This window comes from Phormidesmis priestleyi ULC007, from assembly GCF_001895925.1.
GTDB classification, from domain to species: Bacteria; Cyanobacteriota; Cyanobacteriia; order Leptolyngbyales; family Leptolyngbyaceae; genus Phormidesmis_A; species Phormidesmis_A priestleyi_A.
The window spans coordinates 109,758-127,766 of record NZ_MPPI01000011.1 but is presented as its reverse complement, the minus strand read 5'-3'; the positions used below and the strand labels follow the sequence as shown (position 1 = coordinate 127,766).

Here is an 18,009-nt window from a genome sequence, read left to right as displayed (position 1 = left end):
ACTTAGTTATCTAGAGCGGTGGGCAAACAGTCAATGGACAGTAGCCTGACTCAGGTATCAACAGTGAACACTTCTCTGGTCTATTTACTAACTCAGGCTTCATGAGCCGTTAGGAGACTGAAAACTTTTCTTTCGGTTGAAATGCCATTCCGAGCATGAGCAAGCCAGGCCAATAGAGATAGGTCGGAGCTTCAATATCTGCACCATTTGTGCAGATGACTAGAAGAATGATCAAACTTAGCCCCAGCTTGGCAACCTTGTTATATTGGGCTTTCACCAATAAGTCTGCAAAACTCCAAGCTAAGGGTATCAAAAACGCAAGAAAACCAACAACTCCCTTTAGATAGAGAAGATCAGGCCACTGATTGTGGGTGCCGATCGGCATCCCTTCCACAGTTTCAGGCCCTCGTTCAGCGATAAACCCATGCCCCCAGATGGGTGCATCCTTCTCCCATCGAGCGATCGCGATGTCTGCCAATCTCTTTCTGACTCTCTCTGAACCTTGTCGGAAGCTTGTGAAGGTCGTCTCATAAAAAGTCTTCCAAGAGTCAAGCAGCAGTGGCGCGAACAGCCCTGTTAAGAAAGCTGTCACTCCTCCTGCAAGCCTGACGGGCCAGGTGAAACTGGTCAACAGCCATGTCAAGATAGGAACGATCACTAAACACAGGGTTGTCATTCTAGAGAACGAACCCACAACCATGATGGTTGAACCAAGCACTCCAGCCCACCGCCACCGCTTGTCAGATTCTTGAAGTGCTATCAAGAAAAAAACAGCCCCTACGATTCCCAAAGAATTTGCATAGGGTGTGAATAGGTTAAGCCGAAACTCGTTATCTATTCCACTCAGCGAAGGCGGAAACCCCAAAGGCGCAACAGTGTATGGCATCGGATCTCCCCGAAAGACATACCACCAAGGAGTGAGATAAGTAGGGAAGATGTTTGCTTTAGATGCTAAGTAGGCGAGCAGAGCCACCGGAATGCTCTGGATGCAAAGATGGCAAACAGCCCGATACACCAACTGTGGACGAATGTTAAGGCAACCAGCTAGCGGAAATAAAGCCATGAGGGCCCACGATCGCGTCCATGCCAATGAGCCTGAAGCTATTTTGATCGCTCCCAAATCGAAGTCTATGTGGGCTGCGATCACAGCCACCTCCATCAACGACATGGAGACAACCCACACCCAAACAGAGACAGGGATCACAATTCTGTTGGGCCAGGGCGTATCGGCATCTTGGTGCCACAGTTTATAACCTAGATAAATCACAAGAAGCCAGGCCAGAATGGGAATCCAGACATACATTGCCCCTAAAAGGGTAATCCCGTAAGTACCAACGATGGAGTACCAGACTAGCTTTTCTTCAAAATTCCGAGGGTTTATCACTTCTAGCCTCACTACATACGAAGTTAATTGAAGTTGAACGTTAACTTAGAGAACCGTGAGAACTAGATCTGTTGACTAGTCATATAACTTGTTCAGTCTAAGCGTCAAAGTGTTTAGAGTTGTCGTTTCTAGATGTTTTGAGGAACGATAAAATTGCATTTAGTTTCACTAGATTAAAAACACAGTTCAACGTTTTGAGGCTGCTACGAATGAGAATTTAGCGAAGGCTTGTTCAGCGATTTTTTAAGGTTGCTGACAAATTTGTAGGGCAAAAGCTGCATTAACACCAGCTTAATTGCTAACTTTTGAGTGTTCTTATCTAAAAGAATTTTGGGTTCAAGGCGAACTGCTTTCCTCAGCTTTTGACTAGCTTGGTTAACAGCAGCATCAGTCAATTCATAGCTGATATACTGTTGAGAAAAGTATCGGTAAGCACAAGCTAGACTGCGACTTTTAAGAGATTGAAACTCTGGTGGAACTGTTTGAAAGACCCTCGTGATGTGAGCCACAATATCTCTCTCCATCACATCCACTTTAGACGTTGCTGATTGAGATGAACGTAGGTAAATGATTTGATGCTTTGGCACTAAAACAAAAGTGCAGATAGCGGCTAATCGTATATAAAACTCCCAGTCTTCTGCATATTTTAGAGGGGCATAAAAATCGCCTACAGCCTCGACAAATTGCCTGCGGATTAGAACATTAGAGCCGTTGAGAATGAAGTTCTCAATCAGCAATTGAGGATAGACGTTACCCTCGTGAAAAACGGGTTCTTGTGCATATAAAACAGCGCCTTTCTCATCTACAAAGGTAGTCCAACTATAGGCAACTCCTGCTTCTGGGTTCCTTTGTAGAGCTTCTAGCTGAAGCTGTAATTTGTCTGGCATCCATAAATCATCAGCATCAATGAATGAGATGAAATCTCCGATCGCACGTTGAATCCCGCGATTGCGAGCGACTGAAACACCTCCGTTCTGGTATGAGAAAACCTTGAGCCGTGAATCTTGCAGTGTATTTGCTAAATCAACGGTGCGATCGGTTGAGCCGTCATCAATGACGATCAGTTCGATGTCGGAAAACGTCTGTTTTTGAACCGATTCAAGCGTCGCTAAGATAGTTTTCTCGGCATTGTAGGCAGGAATAATTACAGATACGATCGGCATAAATCTTGTTTCCTAGCACAAACAAACCCACTCGCGTCGGCTTAACCGATCAAGTTAGATGGCAGAACCTTAAGTTAAGAATTCAAGAGGTGATTGCTCGACCTCATCGTTAAGGATTTCATCTGAGTGTGCTTCTGAGAAGGAAGCATTTTAGAGTTTGGCAGAAGAGTTTGCTTCGGTATCTGGATAAGCCCCCCGATCGATCGATCGGGTAGGTTTAGAATCTGACGTTAGGGGTTTAGCCTCTGGATGATTTAAGTCAATGGCTGAGGCTTGTCTAGATGACATTCTGCGCTTGCGAAGCCACAAACCCAATATTCCACTGGATATCAAAATGGAACCCAACGCTGCACCCAGTAAAACAAAAGACTTTTTGGGCGAGCTAGGGGTCTCAGGCAAACTCGGATCTGACACCATCTGAATCTGGGGATAAGAACCAAAGAGTTCAGCCTTGCCAAGATTTAGACTCCCTAATGTAGAAGAGAAGACCGCTTCAGAGATTTGCATGTCTCGCTTCAATCCGTCTAGCGCAGAGCCGTACTGAGCCAGGGTTTTAAGCTTTCCTTCTAGCTGAATGATTTGCCGCTCTAGCGTTGCGGCACTGGCTCGAAGACCTTGTTCAGTGACTTGGGCAGTGATAACTTCTTGAAAAAGGGTATCGCGGGCGCTGCCTGTTCTCACTTCATTGGTGCTGTTGCCAATATTTAGTTGAGCCAGAGTCGCCGGGTTGACTGATCGTCCCAAAAGCGATCGACTGCGATCGAGCATAGCGGCTCTAGCAGCTTCTTGCTTCATTCGTTGCTGAACGATCGCGGGGTGGTTGGGTCCTAGCCTGGCGCTCAGAAGCTCACTTTCAGCCGTAGCTGTGCTGTAATCTTGGAGGTTGCGTAGAAACAGTTGATCTGAATTTAACGTAAACGCATCGGCAGCTTGTGGGGCAGAGACGTTTAAGTTAGCAGAGAGCTGTTTTAACCGAGCACTGGCTTGCTGTTGCTCTGCTAGAAGAACCGCTCTTTGCTTACGCAAATCTTCGATCGCGCTAGAGAGCTGGTCAATTTGGCTATTAGAAACTAGCCCTGAACGAGCTTTATAGCTAGAAAGACGCTCTTGGGTTGATTCAAGATTCTGCTGTGAATCTTTTAAGGCCGCCTTGATGCCTTGATTTTTCTCAATCGCCTCCTGCTGCCTCAGTTGAACCAGCTTTGCCTCAAATGCTTGATAAAGCGCGATCGACTTATCTTTAGATTCTTGAGGAGTGCTGCCCTTGACCTCAAAAGTCATCAGGGTCGAGCTATCGACAATCTTGACGCGAGGCGCACCAAACTTTTGAACACTCATGTTCAATTGTTTAGCCGCATCTGCTAGAACAGAGTCACTCGTAATGATGTATTTGTAGTTTTCGCGCGGATCTTGAGTTTTGCTGTCAAAGGGCGAAGTAACCTGCGAACTTCCTCCGCCAATTTGAGGCAAGTTGACACTGCTGCTTGAGCGATTAGCTGGCAGAGTGAGTGCCCATTGGCTAGTGAAACTTGGCTTTGCAACGTTCAGGAACAGAAGAGCCAAACCCCAAATAGAAGCATTTGCAACCAGACCCAAAAGCAGGTATCCCTGCCAGTCGTTGCGATCTACAGAGGGTTTAGCCGGATAGGAAGAGGCTTTTGTTAGCTCATTCATAAGCATTAACGGAAGATTCCTCTTAGTATATTAAAGGGATTGAGGATGTCAGTGATAAAGCGAAGCACCCCTGATGTGTTCTCGTTTTTAGAGTCGTAACAAACAATCCCATCCCGTGGCATCAGGAAAGGATTGTTTGTATTGTCGGTAGAATTTCTTAAAAGAGTTTCAACCGGCTGATCGATGACGGTGGTTTTCCCAGTAGTGCGATCGGTCTGCATGAGAGTGACTCGACGTTTTCCGCTTGTGGAGAGGTTGCCACCTACACATCGAGATGAGACGACAGCATTTGAGAAGCGGGTTCCATAGGCTAATTCAGTGGCGCGATCGTTGTTTCCGGTTGCGCCAGGAGCCGTTGCGTTTGAAACAAAAATAGGAATGACGGAGGGAGTCAGTTGCGAAGGACGCACCAAGTCATTTTGAATTTTATCTAGGCGAGGAACAATCACCTGATCGCCTGCAACTAGCGGCACATCGCGCTCTGATTCACCCGAAAACACTCCCGATAGATCAATCACCTGGGTCTGGTTATTGCGAACCAGGCGAATATTTTTGATGTCGGCATCTGGCGTGACTCCTCCTGCGGTGCGAATTGCGGCGGTCAGGTAGCGCTCAGGAGGATAGTTGCCCGAAACAGGAATGGTGCCCGCGATCGGGGTGGGAATGCTCACCAAGTTACCGCTCGTCGAGTTAGTCGGCTGACTGTTAATCAACACTCGACCGGGTTCAAACGTTGCACCCGACACGTTGACCTGGACGGGTGCCCACTGGAAAACCTTGATGCTGACCCGAAGACCGTTTGCCCTAAATAGACCTTTCTCGACTAAAGTTCGACTCACCTGCTGCTCAACTTGAGGAAGCTCTAACCCAGCAGCAGGGATGGGGTCAAGGAAGGGAAATTGCAGCGTGCCGTCAAGGTTGACTTCATACAAGCCGCTGATGCGCTGGGATTCTGGAAGGTCAGAATCAGCGGGAATAAATAGGCGAAGACGATCGCCTGGCGAGAGCGGCAATGCGAATGCAGGTGACACCCCAAATAAGGCAATCACAGCACCCGATAAGAAAATGGCGGGTTTGTTAAGTGACATAGGTCGATCTGAGTGTTTGAACCCTAGTTTTGTTCCATTCTTCGCAGAATTAAAACTTCGTAGGGGTTCTGGTGTTTACTATCTAGCTTGTGGAAAATTTGGAACAAGCATATCTAAATTTTGATTTACTCGGCACCCTGACTGGCTTTCTGCGATTTTGGCGCAGCTTTTGTATTGGCATGAAGCCACTGGTTAGTAGCAACCACTACTTCTTGCAGCATGATGACCCAACGAGTTCTTAACCAACTCGCCATGGTTAGATAGCATCGAGCTTGATCATACAGGGTGATGGGCGTTTCTGCGATCGCTTTACAATACTCACCAAATAGTCTCCACGTAGGAAATACAATTCGACCTGCATTGTCAGGATCCCACCAAACCAGAAAGGCGTAAAAGTCGCAGTTGCCATCTTTAGAGCAGACACTTGTTGATTGCTCAGGGTGTCTCCGGTTTAGGAACAGGTGCTGGGGAACTTCATGAAATCGACCCATTAAAGTGAGCCGTGATAGTAGTGCCCCATCGGCGTGTCCAAAACTGCCCAATAAAGGAGTTTGTTTCAGGGCGGCAGAGCGAATGACCCCAAAGATGGGGTAGCACATGAAGGCGCGGTGCATGCTGCGAAACCGAACAGGAGGTCTGGAAGAACCCAGCTTCAGCTTGCCGTCTAAGTCATATTCGCCCGTGACTTCACCGTTTTGATCAATATTCTTAGTCCACGGGTAAGCAAGAACGACGGATGAGTCTTGATCGAGCGCTTCGACGCACTTTTCGAGGAATTCTGGAGCACAGATATCATCATGAGCAGCCAATTTAAAGTATTCACCTTGAGATAGCTTAAATACTTGGTTTTGATTCCACGTCGCCCCCATGTTGCGGGGGGTTCGATAGTATCGGATGCGCTCATCTTTGGCTAAATACTCTTTACAAATCTCGTCTGTTGCGTCTGTTGAGGCGTTGTCTGAAATCACTAGCTCAAAGTTCTGAAAGGTTTGAGCCAGGATAGAGTCTAGCGCTTCCCTAATATAATTCTCGCCGTTGTATACAGGCATACCAACACTGACGCGAGGGCGGTTGCTGCTCATCGTGCACCTGTCTCCGTATATATGCTGATACTCATCAAACCTGAATATCCGGGGAAAGACAATTAGCTTTAGAATGTCTTCACCAATTCTTTTCATTAGTGATAGTTAGGTAGGGAAATGATAAAGAGTAGCTTCACAAACCAGAACAGCCCTAATGGGTATTACGCAAAGAAAGAAACTGCAAAGAAAGTAGGGTAGTAAGTAGACTGCTTATCAATGTTCTGTAGAACGTTCAACTCGCGACTGGGGTATTTAAACCTGAGTCTTAAGACTGAGATTTTTGTCCGATCGTCATGGGTTATAATTATATTGCTAAGAAAGGATTTTAGTAGCAATGGTAGATTGATTAACCATCAGCATAGAGAGCATTATCGCAGAAAAGCTACAGTACCAGCAACAGATAATGCAAACTGCATCAAATACAACCGTAAACATAATTGCATAATAGAAATTATGGGAAAGAGGGCATTATCGACAACGTTTCCCACAACAATCGTTATTTTTGTTAAAAGTTGGCTGAGTGATCCGTAAAATGCCAATGCTCATAGGCGTGCCTTTTCGCGTTGACTTTCAGGAAAGTAAGCTGAGTATCCGACAGACATCAACTGAGTTTAAGTTTCATTCGATCGATTGATTTTCTCAGACAGCCATTCTTGAGGATCTTGTTGATACATGATTGTTTCCTTCGACAACAAGGGTTCTTCAGGCGCTTCGGTTAAAAGTGGGAAGCGATCATACGGATTGAGCAATCCGTATGATCGCTCGTGGAGCAATTCAACATGTTGTTCTAAGGCGTTGGGGATTACAGCTTCCTCGAACGTAATGAACTTGAAATAAACGCCTCTCGCTAGGCTCAAGATCTGGTTGCGATTGCAGAGTTCTGGCTGCGTTTGATCTTGTCGATAATAACGAATTCGCTCATCTTTGGCTGCATATCGTTGCGCGATCGCTTCCGTTTGGTCGGTCGAAGCATTATCTAAAATGATTAACTCAAAGTTCTGAAAGCTTTGCGACAGAATTGAATTGAGCATTGCTGCCAAAAGGTGCCCGCCATTCTGTACCGTCAGCCCTAGACTAAGGCAAGGTTGAAGTGTAGCCATGATAATTCTCTGTTCGCAAAATGTCTCAGAATCGATCAAAGCTTGGGCAAGTAACAGGAATGTTGCGCTTCCTTATCTCACTCAAGCGAGTCAGTCGTAAAGAGATTGTAGAAATAGCCCAGCAATCAAAAAAGTAAAGATGACAGCAATTACAATGTCTCAATTCTACGAAATACAACGTTTCTAACAATGCAAGAGGATTTTCCGTAATGCATTAGTGAGTTAAGCACTGAAGCTAAATCAAGATTGTCAGTATTGCGCTTTCAACACTAGTTGAATTAAAAAATATAAACCGATGACATTCTTACAAGATGAATCTATTAACCAATTGCTCAATCAATCGCGAATGATGCATTTCGCAAGGAACGTCCTCCTAGATCTTCGCAAAAGACAAAGTGACTGGGATTAAATTCTTACAACCTAACGAATACTATCAGAAATGAAGCGAAGTTAGTATGTTAGGGGGGAGTCAAGCCTCCAGGGATTCGCACGGCTGCCACGGTTTGCACAAGCAGTACAAACGCAATGAACAACTTCCCCTTCAGCAAACATTGCCGACTGTGATTGAGGAAAGCGAATTTCAGTACATTTGGTAATGACATGAATCCAGACCCTAATGAAAGGTACAGCCAACTGAAGCTTTCGATCAAATCAAGCTTAAATTATAGACTATAGATGAAATAGATGAATCTGTACGTTCTTCGTAATTACCGTAAACAAAGTTATCTTTCCTTCTCTTCACACTCTCTTCTTACGGTGGAAGAAATTCGATGGTTAGATAGTTTGTTGAGATTTGCTTCTAAGGAGCGTGAATTAAACCAATGTCAGGAAGACGTAGTTCGGTCGTTTCGACGCGGGCATTGCCCCACCCGTGACTGGAAGTCCGGGCTAACAGAGGAAAGTCCACTCAAGGGGACTCCGAACCGATTTCAGGCTCTTTATTCCGTTGAAACGGACTTCGCACCGTTAGCCCGAACTTCAGTTCAGGGCAGATAATCGGTCTGACTGAGAATGCTGCAAGATCTCAGATCGTGAATAGATTGATCAATTCTCTAAAAAGATTGATTCGGCAGTGGATTTGAGAGAGTCGGCAACATTAGATAGAGTTTGCGTCAATGAGCGCTGATGCTGTAAAAAGACATGAGCACAGTTGCGACCCGGCAAACCAGAAATCGAGCCACCTGGATGGGTTCCGGCTCCTGTTAAATAGAGTCCTTTAATCGGAGTTGTGTAGTTCGCCAACTCTGGCAACGGGCGAAAACACATCATTTGATCCAGCGACATATCCAGATGATAGTAGTTACCTTTAAGTACTCCTAAGCGATCTTCTAACTCTGGCGGACTTTCGATGTGTCGAGCAATAATCGCGTCTTTGACATTGGGAGCATAGTCGGCGAGTTTGTCGAGGACCCGATCGGCAACTTTGTTCTTCAGTTCCTCTGTCCAACCAGTACCTTTTAATCCAGTGCCTTCGGCTCCTGCAATTTGGTAAGGGGCGAAAAACTCAATCCATAGTGTGTGCTTGCCTTCGGGTGCCATTGAAGGATCTAAAACCGTCGGCACAACGAGATACATTGAGGGATCGTCGAGAGGAATTTTTCCGATATTGGGATCGGTGTGAGCGACTTCGACATGAGGAACCGAATCTGCAATCAAGACAGAACCCATGAAGTATTCGTCGCGATGTTCATGTTGCTCAAAGCAAGGCAACTCTGACAGCGCACAATCAATTTTTAGAATCGCTTCGTTGTGGTTGATGATGCGACGATCGACGCGTTCTCTCAGATTAGGATCTGCTTCAGCGATCGCGTCAGCATCGACCATTTGCAAAAACAGCCGCCTGGCATCAAGGCTAGAAATCACACCCCGCTTGGCTCGATATTCTTGACCGTTGGCAAGCCGCACACCCTCAGCTTTGCCGTCATCAACGAGTACTTGTTTGACCTGCTGATCGGTGAGAATATCGCCTCCCAAATCTTTGACACACCGCACCAGAGCGTCTGTGAGTGCCCCGGTTCCCCCTTTGGGACGTGACATACCAGGGTCGTGACGCAATGACATCATCAGAGATCCGATCGACATCGTTTTTTGAGAAGGAGCCTGACTCAGTTCTCCAGACAGCCGCGCTAGAGGGGCTTTAAGAAATTCTGAGTCAAAATATTCTTCTAACAAATCAGCCGCACTCGTAAACATTGTTCGCACTAAGTCGAGCGTTTTGTTGGCTCCGCCTAAGACAGAAAGCGTGTCTTTGATTTTTTGGATGTCAAAGTTTCCCGCCATATCGAGCAGGGATTTAGGAGGCGCATTAAATACCGGAGTGACTGCGTGCGTCATACGCTGCCAAAAGTCAATGAAGTCGGCATATTTTTGGGCATCACGCGAACTGTAACGCGCAATCTCAGCACAGGTTTTTTCGATCGATCGGTGCGCCAAAAAATATTTGCCGTCAGGATGCGGACAGAATACTACAGGATCACAGAACAGATACTCCAGTCCATAGCGGTGCAACTCTAGTTCTTGAACCACCGATCCTAGATGAATGAAAATGTGGTTGATTGCACAGGGGTTAAATTTGAAGCCAGGTGCGGTTTCTGGCATAAGTTCTTCTGTCGTTGCAGCTCCTCCCGGAACACTGCGCCTTTCGAGTAGTAATACTCGATATCCTGCTTTGAGCAAATAGGCAGCGCAGACCAATCCGTTGTGACCTGCGCCGATCATCACCACATCGTATTCTTGCATTATCTAAGACGTTGATTATTTTTGTTCTACTTCTGGTTGCTCTTCGGGTCTTGCCATTGCAGCAGGGTTTACAGGTGTGACATCTTGATCATCACGAGAGTAATCCGCTTCGGTTGGAGTATCTGCTGGATCTGGATCAATCAAACCGTTTTGATTCGTGTTTGGTTTAGCAGCATTTCCTTTATGACTTGCATGTCCACTACTCATTCGTTTTCTCCTGTTGTTTTTTCAAAAATTCGGAAGGATATTAAGAGGCGTGTCCCCTTCGTTTACGCCAGTTGGAGGTGGATAGCCTTCTGCTGTAGATACATTACTGGATGGCTCTTTCTGGGCATCGAGACTGGAAAAGTTAGTCGCGATCGCGTCTTCCTCTGAGTCAGTTTCTATCAGATGCTCAGAAAGCTCTACTTGAGCGTCTAGCATTGCGCCCCACCCTCAAAAGCCAATGGCTGGTTGGTTGTCACCTCTTGAGAAGAAGGGGGATTTTGAGGTGCTTGGGATTGTTCAGTCACCTGGTTATCCTCAGTCAAGTCAGCGATAGAGCCTAGCAGATAAGCCAGACTCGTATCTTTTATTGAAATAGATTTTGACTAAATGAAATCTATCTAAAGGTGTTAGTAGGGGATCAGAAATCTGGAGTTGAAAAGAGCATTCTCGTCAAATCTGGAACTATCTATAGAGGTTGTTTCACTAAAGTTACCTGAGTATGTACTTATGTGAACAGTAGAGTTTTCATCCGATCAGTTCTCAACGGTAGCGGCTTTAAACCTCTGTTTTCTCAGAAGAAGTAGATTTTAATAGCAGTGCACTATGAATCACGATCGCAGCATTTCACCTGAGTTTATTAACCAATTAAGGAACGATTTTTGGCAGTTTGGAAACCTTGCATGGCTGATTGCGATCGCTGACCGCATCTTGAACAGTTTTACTGATGGAATTCTTTCAGCAACTGACATTGCACAGCTATTTACGATCAGTTTTTTGGCCGTGTGCTGGCTGGTTCTTAACCCTAGCCCAGCCGACGAAGAAGCCCTCTACAACGCGCTAAAAACGTTTATTCCTAAGTCTGTTCTGCCTGAAATTAAAGGTGCTGTGCCTTCTGTGAGAGAGCAAATTCAAAAATATGGATATCAACAAAGCTCAATCTGGCGAGGTTGGAAGATTCATCATGCGGTGATGCCAAATGCTCGAAGCCAAGTTCCGATCATTCTGGTGCATGGGTTTGGTGGCTCGATCGGGCATTGGAGACAAAATATTTCTGAGTTGGCAAAACACCACAGCGTTTACACGATCGATTTACTAGGCTTTGGAGCGTCTGATAAACCCGACATTGCTTACTCAATCAATCTGTGGGTTGAACAACTCCACGAATTTTGGCAAACGTTTATTGGAACTCCGGTGATTTTGGTCGGAAACTCGATCGGATCGCTCACGTGTTTGGCAACTGCCGCAGACTACCCCGAAATGGTTCGCGGCGTGGCGATGATTAGTCTGCCTGACACTGCCAGTCACGAAGCGGCAATTCCCGTCCGGCTGCGTCCTTTAGTGTGCTGGCTGCAAGCTATTTTTGTCTCCCCGATCGTGCTCTATCCGCTCTTTCACCTCTTGAGACATCCTGCGATCACTCGCCGTTGGGCAAGCATCGCTTATGCCTGTCGAGAAGCTGTCACCGACGAGCTATTAGAGATTTTGACAAAGCCCACACGAGAACGAGGATCAGCTCAAGCATTTTGTGCCATTTTGAAGGGAATGATCAGTCCGCAGTTTAGTCCCAGCGTTCAATCTATTCTGACTCGCGTCAAAATTCCGTCTCTTTTGCTTTGGGGTAAACACGATCGCATGATTCCCGCAGCGTCTGCTCACCAGTTTTTGAGCTATAACTCAGCCTTACAGTTAATTGAACTCGATGAGGCTGGACATTGCGCCCATGATGAATGTCCAGAACGAGTAAACGCTGAACTGATTGAGTGGATTCAGACTCAAGTGTTGCAGAACGATCGAGGTCGAGATATTTGGAGCGATCGTCGGCAAAATTAAGTCAAATTCAAGAGACAATGCAGCGATGAATAGTCCTCAATAGGAGATAGTGAAACTAACACTCTCTCTAACATCTGCTATTCAACTCGGAGTCAGTTTTATGGATATTCAAGCTGCGGTTGCTTTCACCGCCGGAAACCCTCTAAGCCTAGAAACAGTCACCCTTGAACTGCCCCAAGCAGGTGAAGTTTTGATTGAAATCAAAGCCACAGGAGTTTGTCACACTGACGCTTATACTCTATCGGGGGCTGACCCAGAAGGACTATTTCCAGCAATTTTAGGGCACGAAGGAGCAGGCATTGTAGTCGAAGTCGGCGCAGGCGTAACTAGCCTTAAACCGGGCGATCATGTGATTCCACTTTACACACCAGAATGTCGCAACTGTGAGTATTGTCTCAGTCAAAAAACAAATCTGTGTCAGGCAATTCGCACCACTCAAGGGCGCGGTGTAATGCCTAACGGCACGAGTCGGTTCTCGATCGACGGCAAAATGATTCACCATTACATGGGCACTTCGACGTTTGCAAACTACACCGTTTTGCCCGAAATTGCCGTCGCAAAAATTCGTGAGGATGCGCCTTTTGAAAAAGTTTGCTTGATCGGCTGTGGAGTCACGACTGGGCTTGGAGCTGTCATCAACACTGCTAAAGTAGAGCCAGGCAACAACGTCGTCGTCTTTGGTTTAGGCGGCATTGGCTTAAATGTGATCCAAGCGGCGAGAATGGTTGGAGCAAATATGATTATAGGGGTGGATCTTAACCCTAAAAAACGAGTTCTCGCTGAAAAACTTGGGATGACTCATTTTGTCAACCCCAGCGAAATTGACGGCGATTTAGTTCCTTATCTAGTCGAACTAACCAAAGGTGGAGCCGACTATAGTTTTGAATGTATTGGCAATGTCAATGTGATGCGGCAGGCGTTAGAGTGTTGTCACAAAGGCTGGGGTGTAAGTGTAGTAGTGGGCGTTGCAGGCGCAGGACAAGAAATTAGCACCCGACCATTTCAGCTTGTGACAGGTCGCGTCTGGAAAGGAACCGCTTTTGGAGGTGCCAGAGGGCGAACTGACGTGCCTAAAATTGTTGATTGGTATATGGATGGCAAGATCAACATTGACGATTTGGTCACTAAGATTATGCCGATCGAGCAAATCAACGAAGCCTTTGACCTGATGCACAGAGGTGAAGTGATTCGTGCAGTTCTGACATTTTAAGCACTCTGATTCTCTATGAAACTCCTCAACGAAAGTCTTTGCTTTGGCGGTAAGGTTGGCTTCTATAGCCACTCATCTAGTGTTTGCAATACCCAGATGAAGTTTGCAGTCTACCAGCCGCCTAAAGCGATATTACAGCCTGTTCCGGTGCTTTATTTTCTCTCTGGTTTAACGTGTACTGAAGAGAATTTTATGGTCAAAGCAGGGGCACAGCAATTTGCCGCCAAACATGGCTTGATGTTGGTTTCTCCTGATACCAGTCCGCGCAGTACCGGAACGTCTGATGAAGATAAAGATTGGGACTTGGGCACTGGCGCAGGATTTTATGTGGATGCGATCGCCCAACCCTGGCGCAATCACTACCAAATGTACAGTTATGTCGTAGACGAACTACCCGCACTAATCCACAAAAATTTTCCGGTGAACCCCAACAAACAGGGAATCTTTGGTCACTCGATGGGCGGACATGGGGCGTTAGTTTGTGCGCTGCGAAACCCCGATCGCTATCAGTCTGTCTCGGCGTTTGCTCCGATCGTGGCTCCGATGCAGTGCGCTTGGGGTCAGAAAGCGTTTTCTAACTACCTTGGTTCTGATCAGACGCTTTGGCGTGACTATGATGCGACTGAGTTGATTCGGAAAGTTAGATTTCAGCGATCGATTCTGATTGATCAAGGCATGAGTGATCAATTTCTCACCACCCAACTCTTTCCAGAAACGTTTGAAAAAGCCTGTGCTGAAGTGGGACAAGCGCTAACCCTAAGAATGCAACCGGGTTATGACCACAGCTATTATTTCATTGCTACATTTATCGAAGATCACATTCGTTATCATGCCAGCATTTTGTGCGATTAATGATCATTCCAACGGCAAGTTGCAGCTAGAGGCAGGCACTTATACTGAAGTCGGAACATTTCGGGGGAGCGATCGTGTCCAGTCTCCCATCTTTTCTGAACTGCAACTCACGGCTCGATCGCTTTTTACAGGTAGATAAAGGGGGTTTGGGGAGCGATAATAGAACTATAAATCCTGTGTTGTGATCCATATGCAAGTCAAAGATCTAACCATTGATGAACTCAAACTGCTAATTCAAGAGACTGTTGCTGAAACGATTCAATCTCTGCTTTTTGACCCTGATGAAGGCAAGCAAATAAAGCCAGAAGTACAGCAACAACTGCTCAATTCTCTGCAACAAACTCAAGCCGGAGAGCGTGGGATTTCGGCTGAAGAGGTGGCTAAAAAACTAGGATTGAACTGGTAATGAGCTACCGTGTTGAATTCACATCTGAAGCAACCGATGGACTGGAAGCCCTGACTTCGACAATTCAAGAACGTATTCTACGCAAAATAAAATGGATGTCTGAAAATTTTGAGGAGGTAAGCCCTCAGAGTCTGAGTGCAAACTTGAGTGGTCTTTTCAAGCTCAGGCTCGGAGATTACCGCGTTATCTACTCCTTTGATAGTGAAGCCAAGTACATCACCATTCACAGAATCGGACATCGCAGAGATATTTATGACTGATTAGCATGGGTAGGTACACTGCGTCTTGATACTCTTAGCCCCTCTAGTGTCTGAGCTTTCCTGCTCCCGTTATCTTCACCTCGATCGCGGCTCTCCATTCCCTAAATTATTCTGATCCGGTGGGTGATTGCCCCTGTCAAACGCTCGATCGTCCACCGTTCCTCTCAACGGAAATGACTGCTGAGGAATCCCGATCGAGATGCCCAACATTTGCCACGATTGCTATCTATGGAATGAAAAGCCGACCTGCTCCCATATAGCTCTCAAGTTCGAGCACAATCTCAACTAAACGGTCAACACATCGTTCCCGATATTCAGATTCATCAAGCCGTGCGAGATCCCCGATCGTAACAATGGGAAATGAAGTCGATGTATTCCCTTCACGCATCACCTGCTCCAAAGAATCCTCGCCCTTCATGTTTCGGTTCGCAGTCAGAATCATCATTTGATTGGTTTGAGCGTAGTTCCACATAGCACGATCACTACTATCCATGAGCAGCCCAGCTTCCCTGAAAGTAACGAACTGGATAGAAAAGAACTCAAGCCAACCCCGTTTCGTCAAAATGCCGAGCAGAACAGCAGCATAGCCGTCTAGATTGTAGTCAACCAGAAAATTCATGCCTTTACCGAAACACGCTGCGCTTTCTGCCCCTCAAGTTTTGCCCAAAGCGCTTCTTGATCTGGCTTACAGGGTTTACTTGCAAGATCAGCCAGATGTTCACGGTTGCGATCGTCCCAATATTGACGAATTTCTTCTCTAGTTTGGAGAACTTCTTGATATTCGGCTTCTACCTGAGTGTGGTTGGATTCAATGTATGACAAAGCTGCATTGATTTGTGCATCATCGAGATTAAATTTGTCGCGAATCAGTTTAGGCGGATACTGAGCTTTCAGCAAATCCATAACATCGTAGAGGTTAGTACGTGTGCCTGCAATCGTGAGTCCCCGCTCTGTCCGGGTGATTGCTGCTTGCCCATTAGATGCCATATCTATCACCTTCGAGAAGTTGTCTCGATCGTATCTCAACAAAGATACTTCTTGATGTTTATTCACACGTTCTCTGGGCACTTCAAATCTTTAGTCTTCCTTAGATCGTGGCACATCACTTCGATCGCGCTCCCCCACCTAAATTATTCTGATCTGGTGAGTGATTGCCACCGTCAAAGGCTCGATCTTCTGCCGCACTTCTCAAAGGAAGCGACTGTTGAGAAATCCCGATCGCGATGTCCTGTTCATCCATTGCCAGCTTTAGTCGTCGCCGAAACTCTCGTCCAACGTTCCACTGCTGCAACGGCTGAGTCTTAATCCACACGCGAATGGTGACACCTGCATTGTTGAGATCATCCACGCCCAACATTTCTGGCGGCTCCAAAATCTTCGCCTGCCAGTCAGGGGCTTGATCCATTTCGTGTCCCACTTGTTTGATGATATGAATTGCCTGATCGAGATTGGCATCATAGGAAATCACGATCGCTAAATCTACTCGCGCCCAATCTTTGGAAAGGTTTTCTACAATCGCGATCGAGCTATTGGGAATCGTAATTAACCGTCCCTCAGCATTACGTAGCTGAGTGATTCGTAAATTCATATGTTCGACCAGTCCAGAAGCTTTGCCAACCTGAATCACATCACCCACTGCATACTGATCTTCTAGCAAAATCAGAAATCCGTTAATCACATCTTTAATCAGGTTTTGAGATGCGAGAGAAATGCCTAAACCAATAATTCCAGCACCCGCTAATAATGGAACGACTTCAATTCCTGTAACCGAAAGAATTGCGATCATAGCAATGCTAATAAACGCGATCGCAGATAAACTTTTAACAACAACAGAAAAGGTTGAAACCCGCAAAGCAATTCTCTGAGATGCTTGCGGACTGCTCACTTCTCCATCACTCAAAGCGCTGAAGAAGCGATCGATCACGACATCACCCAGACGAATCGCTAAATAAGTCACGATCGCGATTCCCAATATTTTGAGCGGAGTCGAGAAGACGATCGGTTGCAGCCAGCGAGTATAAGGAAACAACCCCAGAATAATCAGAATCCCAATTCCCCAGATGCCCACTTGAGTCAGTTGCAACAGTCGCCGTTGTGCCTCTCTCAGGTTGCGCTGTTGCCGCTTAATCATCTGCTGCTGCACGATCTGACTCGTGGTGACGTTAGCCGACTCTGCGGTGTTGGGCGACACAATTGGGTCGGCTGGAATCTCTGTTTGCCTTTGCCTTTGCTGATCAATCACGCGCCGCTGCCATCGAGAGAGCACCCAACTCGTCAGAAACATGACAACCCCGACTCCTGCGGCTTGCGCGCATTGACGCACGAGAAAGTCAGATTGCCGTTCTCGTTTCGCTTCAATCAAAGCATTGCGAATGGTCTGCGTGAGTTCTTTAGCATAGCTGCTCGGTTCTTGCCCTTGCAGTTGAGCGTCTAGGGTCGTTACCGTCATCAAATATTGATCATTTACAGAGATGATAGGCAGATTACTTGCCGAGTCGATCGCGGTCGTCACCTGCAATTGATTGGGGTCGAGATTGCGATCGACTATGCGATTCAGGTTGGTCTCAATATTTTGCGCGCGAGCAGTGATCGGGGTGCCGTTTTGCTGATTGCGAACTGCCGGGGCCGCGATCGTAAATAATTTCCGTCCATCGAGTTTGACCTCTCCTCGCGCCAGCTCTGTGCTAGTGACGGTCTGAGGAGAGGTCAATTGCGGTAAAGTCAACTGAGGAAGACTGGGAGTAGTTGGCGATTGAGCAGACGAAATAGTTGTGAACAACAACGCGATCGCGAATCCAAACCCTATGCCAGTGGCAATCGTTTTTTGTCGAGTCAAACCTGCCTCCTAATCACAACGCCGCTAACGAGAATCAACCTCTAATAAATTAGCGAATGTTGCAGAACAAGGGGATGAAATGCCCTAAATTAACGGAGAGGGGGGGATTCGAACCCCCGTTGAGTTGCCCCAAAGCGCATTTCGAGTGCGCCGCATTCAACCGCTCTGCCACCTCTCC

The 18,009-nt window shown here is 46.5% G+C and carries 18 protein-coding genes and 1 tRNA gene; 6 read left to right on the top strand and 13 right to left on the bottom strand.

Features of this window, described 5'->3' with window-relative positions; genetic code table 11:
• Positions 1–109: 109 nt before the first annotated feature.
• The 9 genes from BRW63_RS12100 to BRW63_RS12060 form a co-directional block, all read right to left on the bottom strand.
• Positions 110–1,303 carry an O-antigen ligase family protein gene (locus tag BRW63_RS12100; protein WP_083582876.1) on the bottom strand — a complete coding sequence of 398 codons (1,194 nt, stop codon included), beginning with the start codon at positions 1,301–1,303 and terminating at the stop codon, positions 110–112.
• 284 nt (positions 1,304–1,587) lie between these two features.
• Positions 1,588–2,547 (bottom strand): glycosyltransferase family 2 protein, encoded by a 960-nt coding sequence (locus BRW63_RS12095; protein WP_073071432.1) that lies wholly within the window; start codon positions 2,545–2,547, stop codon positions 1,588–1,590.
• A 150-nt stretch (positions 2,548–2,697) separates the two neighbouring features.
• The gene (locus BRW63_RS12090) at positions 2,698–4,221 is read right to left on the bottom strand and encodes a GumC family protein (RefSeq protein ID WP_073071430.1); all 1,524 of its coding nucleotides are present in this window, start codon (positions 4,219–4,221) and stop codon (positions 2,698–2,700) included.
• A gap of 5 nt (positions 4,222–4,226) precedes the next feature.
• Positions 4,227–5,309 (bottom strand): polysaccharide biosynthesis/export family protein, encoded by a 1,083-nt coding sequence (locus BRW63_RS12085; RefSeq protein ID WP_073071428.1) that lies wholly within the window; start codon positions 5,307–5,309, stop codon positions 4,227–4,229.
• A gap of 125 nt (positions 5,310–5,434) precedes the next feature.
• A complete protein-coding gene (locus BRW63_RS12080; protein ID WP_073071427.1) occupies positions 5,435–6,391 on the bottom strand; it encodes a glycosyltransferase family 2 protein in 957 nt (318 codons plus the stop codon).
• Positions 6,392–7,002: 611 nt separating this feature from the next.
• Positions 7,003–7,491 carry a glycosyltransferase family 2 protein gene (locus tag BRW63_RS12075; RefSeq protein WP_083582872.1) on the bottom strand — a complete coding sequence of 163 codons (489 nt, stop codon included), beginning with the start codon at positions 7,489–7,491 and terminating at the stop codon, positions 7,003–7,005.
• 1,044 nt (positions 7,492–8,535) lie between these two features.
• On the bottom strand, positions 8,536–10,230 hold the full coding sequence (gene crtO, locus BRW63_RS12070; protein ID WP_073071424.1) for a beta-carotene ketolase CrtO: 1,695 nt from the start codon (positions 10,228–10,230) through the stop codon (positions 8,536–8,538).
• A gap of 15 nt (positions 10,231–10,245) precedes the next feature.
• Positions 10,246–10,437, bottom strand: a complete 192-nt coding sequence (locus BRW63_RS12065; protein ID WP_073071422.1) for a hypothetical protein — start codon at positions 10,435–10,437, stop codon at positions 10,246–10,248.
• A gap of 21 nt (positions 10,438–10,458) precedes the next feature.
• Entirely contained in the window at positions 10,459–10,653 is a 195-nt protein-coding gene (locus tag BRW63_RS12060; RefSeq protein WP_073071420.1) for a hypothetical protein, read from the bottom strand.
• A gap of 387 nt (positions 10,654–11,040) precedes the next feature.
• Between BRW63_RS12060 and BRW63_RS12055 the strand changes: the two genes are divergently transcribed.
• The 6 genes from BRW63_RS12055 to BRW63_RS12035 all read left to right on the top strand — a co-directional run bounded on the left by BRW63_RS12055 (position 11,041) and on the right by BRW63_RS12035 (position 14,995).
• Positions 11,041–12,267 (top strand): alpha/beta fold hydrolase, encoded by a 1,227-nt coding sequence (locus tag BRW63_RS12055; protein ID WP_083582870.1) that lies wholly within the window; start codon positions 11,041–11,043, stop codon positions 12,265–12,267.
• 100 nt (positions 12,268–12,367) lie between these two features.
• On the top strand, positions 12,368–13,477 hold the full coding sequence (locus tag BRW63_RS12050; protein ID WP_073071418.1) for an S-(hydroxymethyl)glutathione dehydrogenase/class III alcohol dehydrogenase: 1,110 nt from the start codon (positions 12,368–12,370) through the stop codon (positions 13,475–13,477).
• 15 nt (positions 13,478–13,492) lie between these two features.
• Positions 13,493–14,329, top strand: a complete 837-nt coding sequence (gene fghA / locus BRW63_RS12045) for an S-formylglutathione hydrolase (protein ID WP_073071417.1) — start codon at positions 13,493–13,495, stop codon at positions 14,327–14,329.
• Positions 14,307–14,468 (top strand): hypothetical protein, encoded by a 162-nt coding sequence (locus tag BRW63_RS28275; RefSeq protein ID WP_181314385.1) that lies wholly within the window; start codon positions 14,307–14,309, stop codon positions 14,466–14,468. Before fghA ends, BRW63_RS28275 begins: the two co-directional genes overlap by 23 nt.
• 51 nt (positions 14,469–14,519) lie before the next feature.
• Positions 14,520–14,735, top strand: coding sequence for a hypothetical protein (locus BRW63_RS12040; RefSeq protein ID WP_073071415.1), 216 nt, complete (start codon positions 14,520–14,522; stop codon positions 14,733–14,735).
• Positions 14,735–14,995 (top strand): type II toxin-antitoxin system RelE family toxin, encoded by a 261-nt coding sequence (locus BRW63_RS12035; protein WP_073071413.1) that lies wholly within the window; start codon positions 14,735–14,737, stop codon positions 14,993–14,995. Before BRW63_RS12040 ends, BRW63_RS12035 begins: the two co-directional genes overlap by 1 nt.
• Positions 14,996–15,221: 226 nt before the next feature.
• Here BRW63_RS12035 and BRW63_RS12030 read toward each other — a convergent pair whose 3' ends face one another.
• The 4 genes from BRW63_RS12030 to BRW63_RS12015 form a co-directional block, all read right to left on the bottom strand.
• Positions 15,222–15,614 (bottom strand): ACP S-malonyltransferase, encoded by a 393-nt coding sequence (locus BRW63_RS12030; RefSeq protein WP_073071411.1) that lies wholly within the window; start codon positions 15,612–15,614, stop codon positions 15,222–15,224.
• The gene (locus tag BRW63_RS12025) at positions 15,611–15,982 is read right to left on the bottom strand and encodes a DUF433 domain-containing protein (protein ID WP_083582869.1); all 372 of its coding nucleotides are present in this window, start codon (positions 15,980–15,982) and stop codon (positions 15,611–15,613) included. The genes BRW63_RS12030 and BRW63_RS12025 overlap by 4 nt, the downstream gene beginning before the upstream one ends.
• 115 nt (positions 15,983–16,097) lie before the next feature.
• Complete coding sequence (locus BRW63_RS12020; protein WP_073071409.1) at positions 16,098–17,831, bottom strand: mechanosensitive ion channel family protein; 1,734 nt, start codon at positions 17,829–17,831, stop codon at positions 16,098–16,100.
• A 93-nt stretch (positions 17,832–17,924) separates the two neighbouring features.
• Positions 17,925–18,009, bottom strand: a tRNA-Ser gene (locus BRW63_RS12015).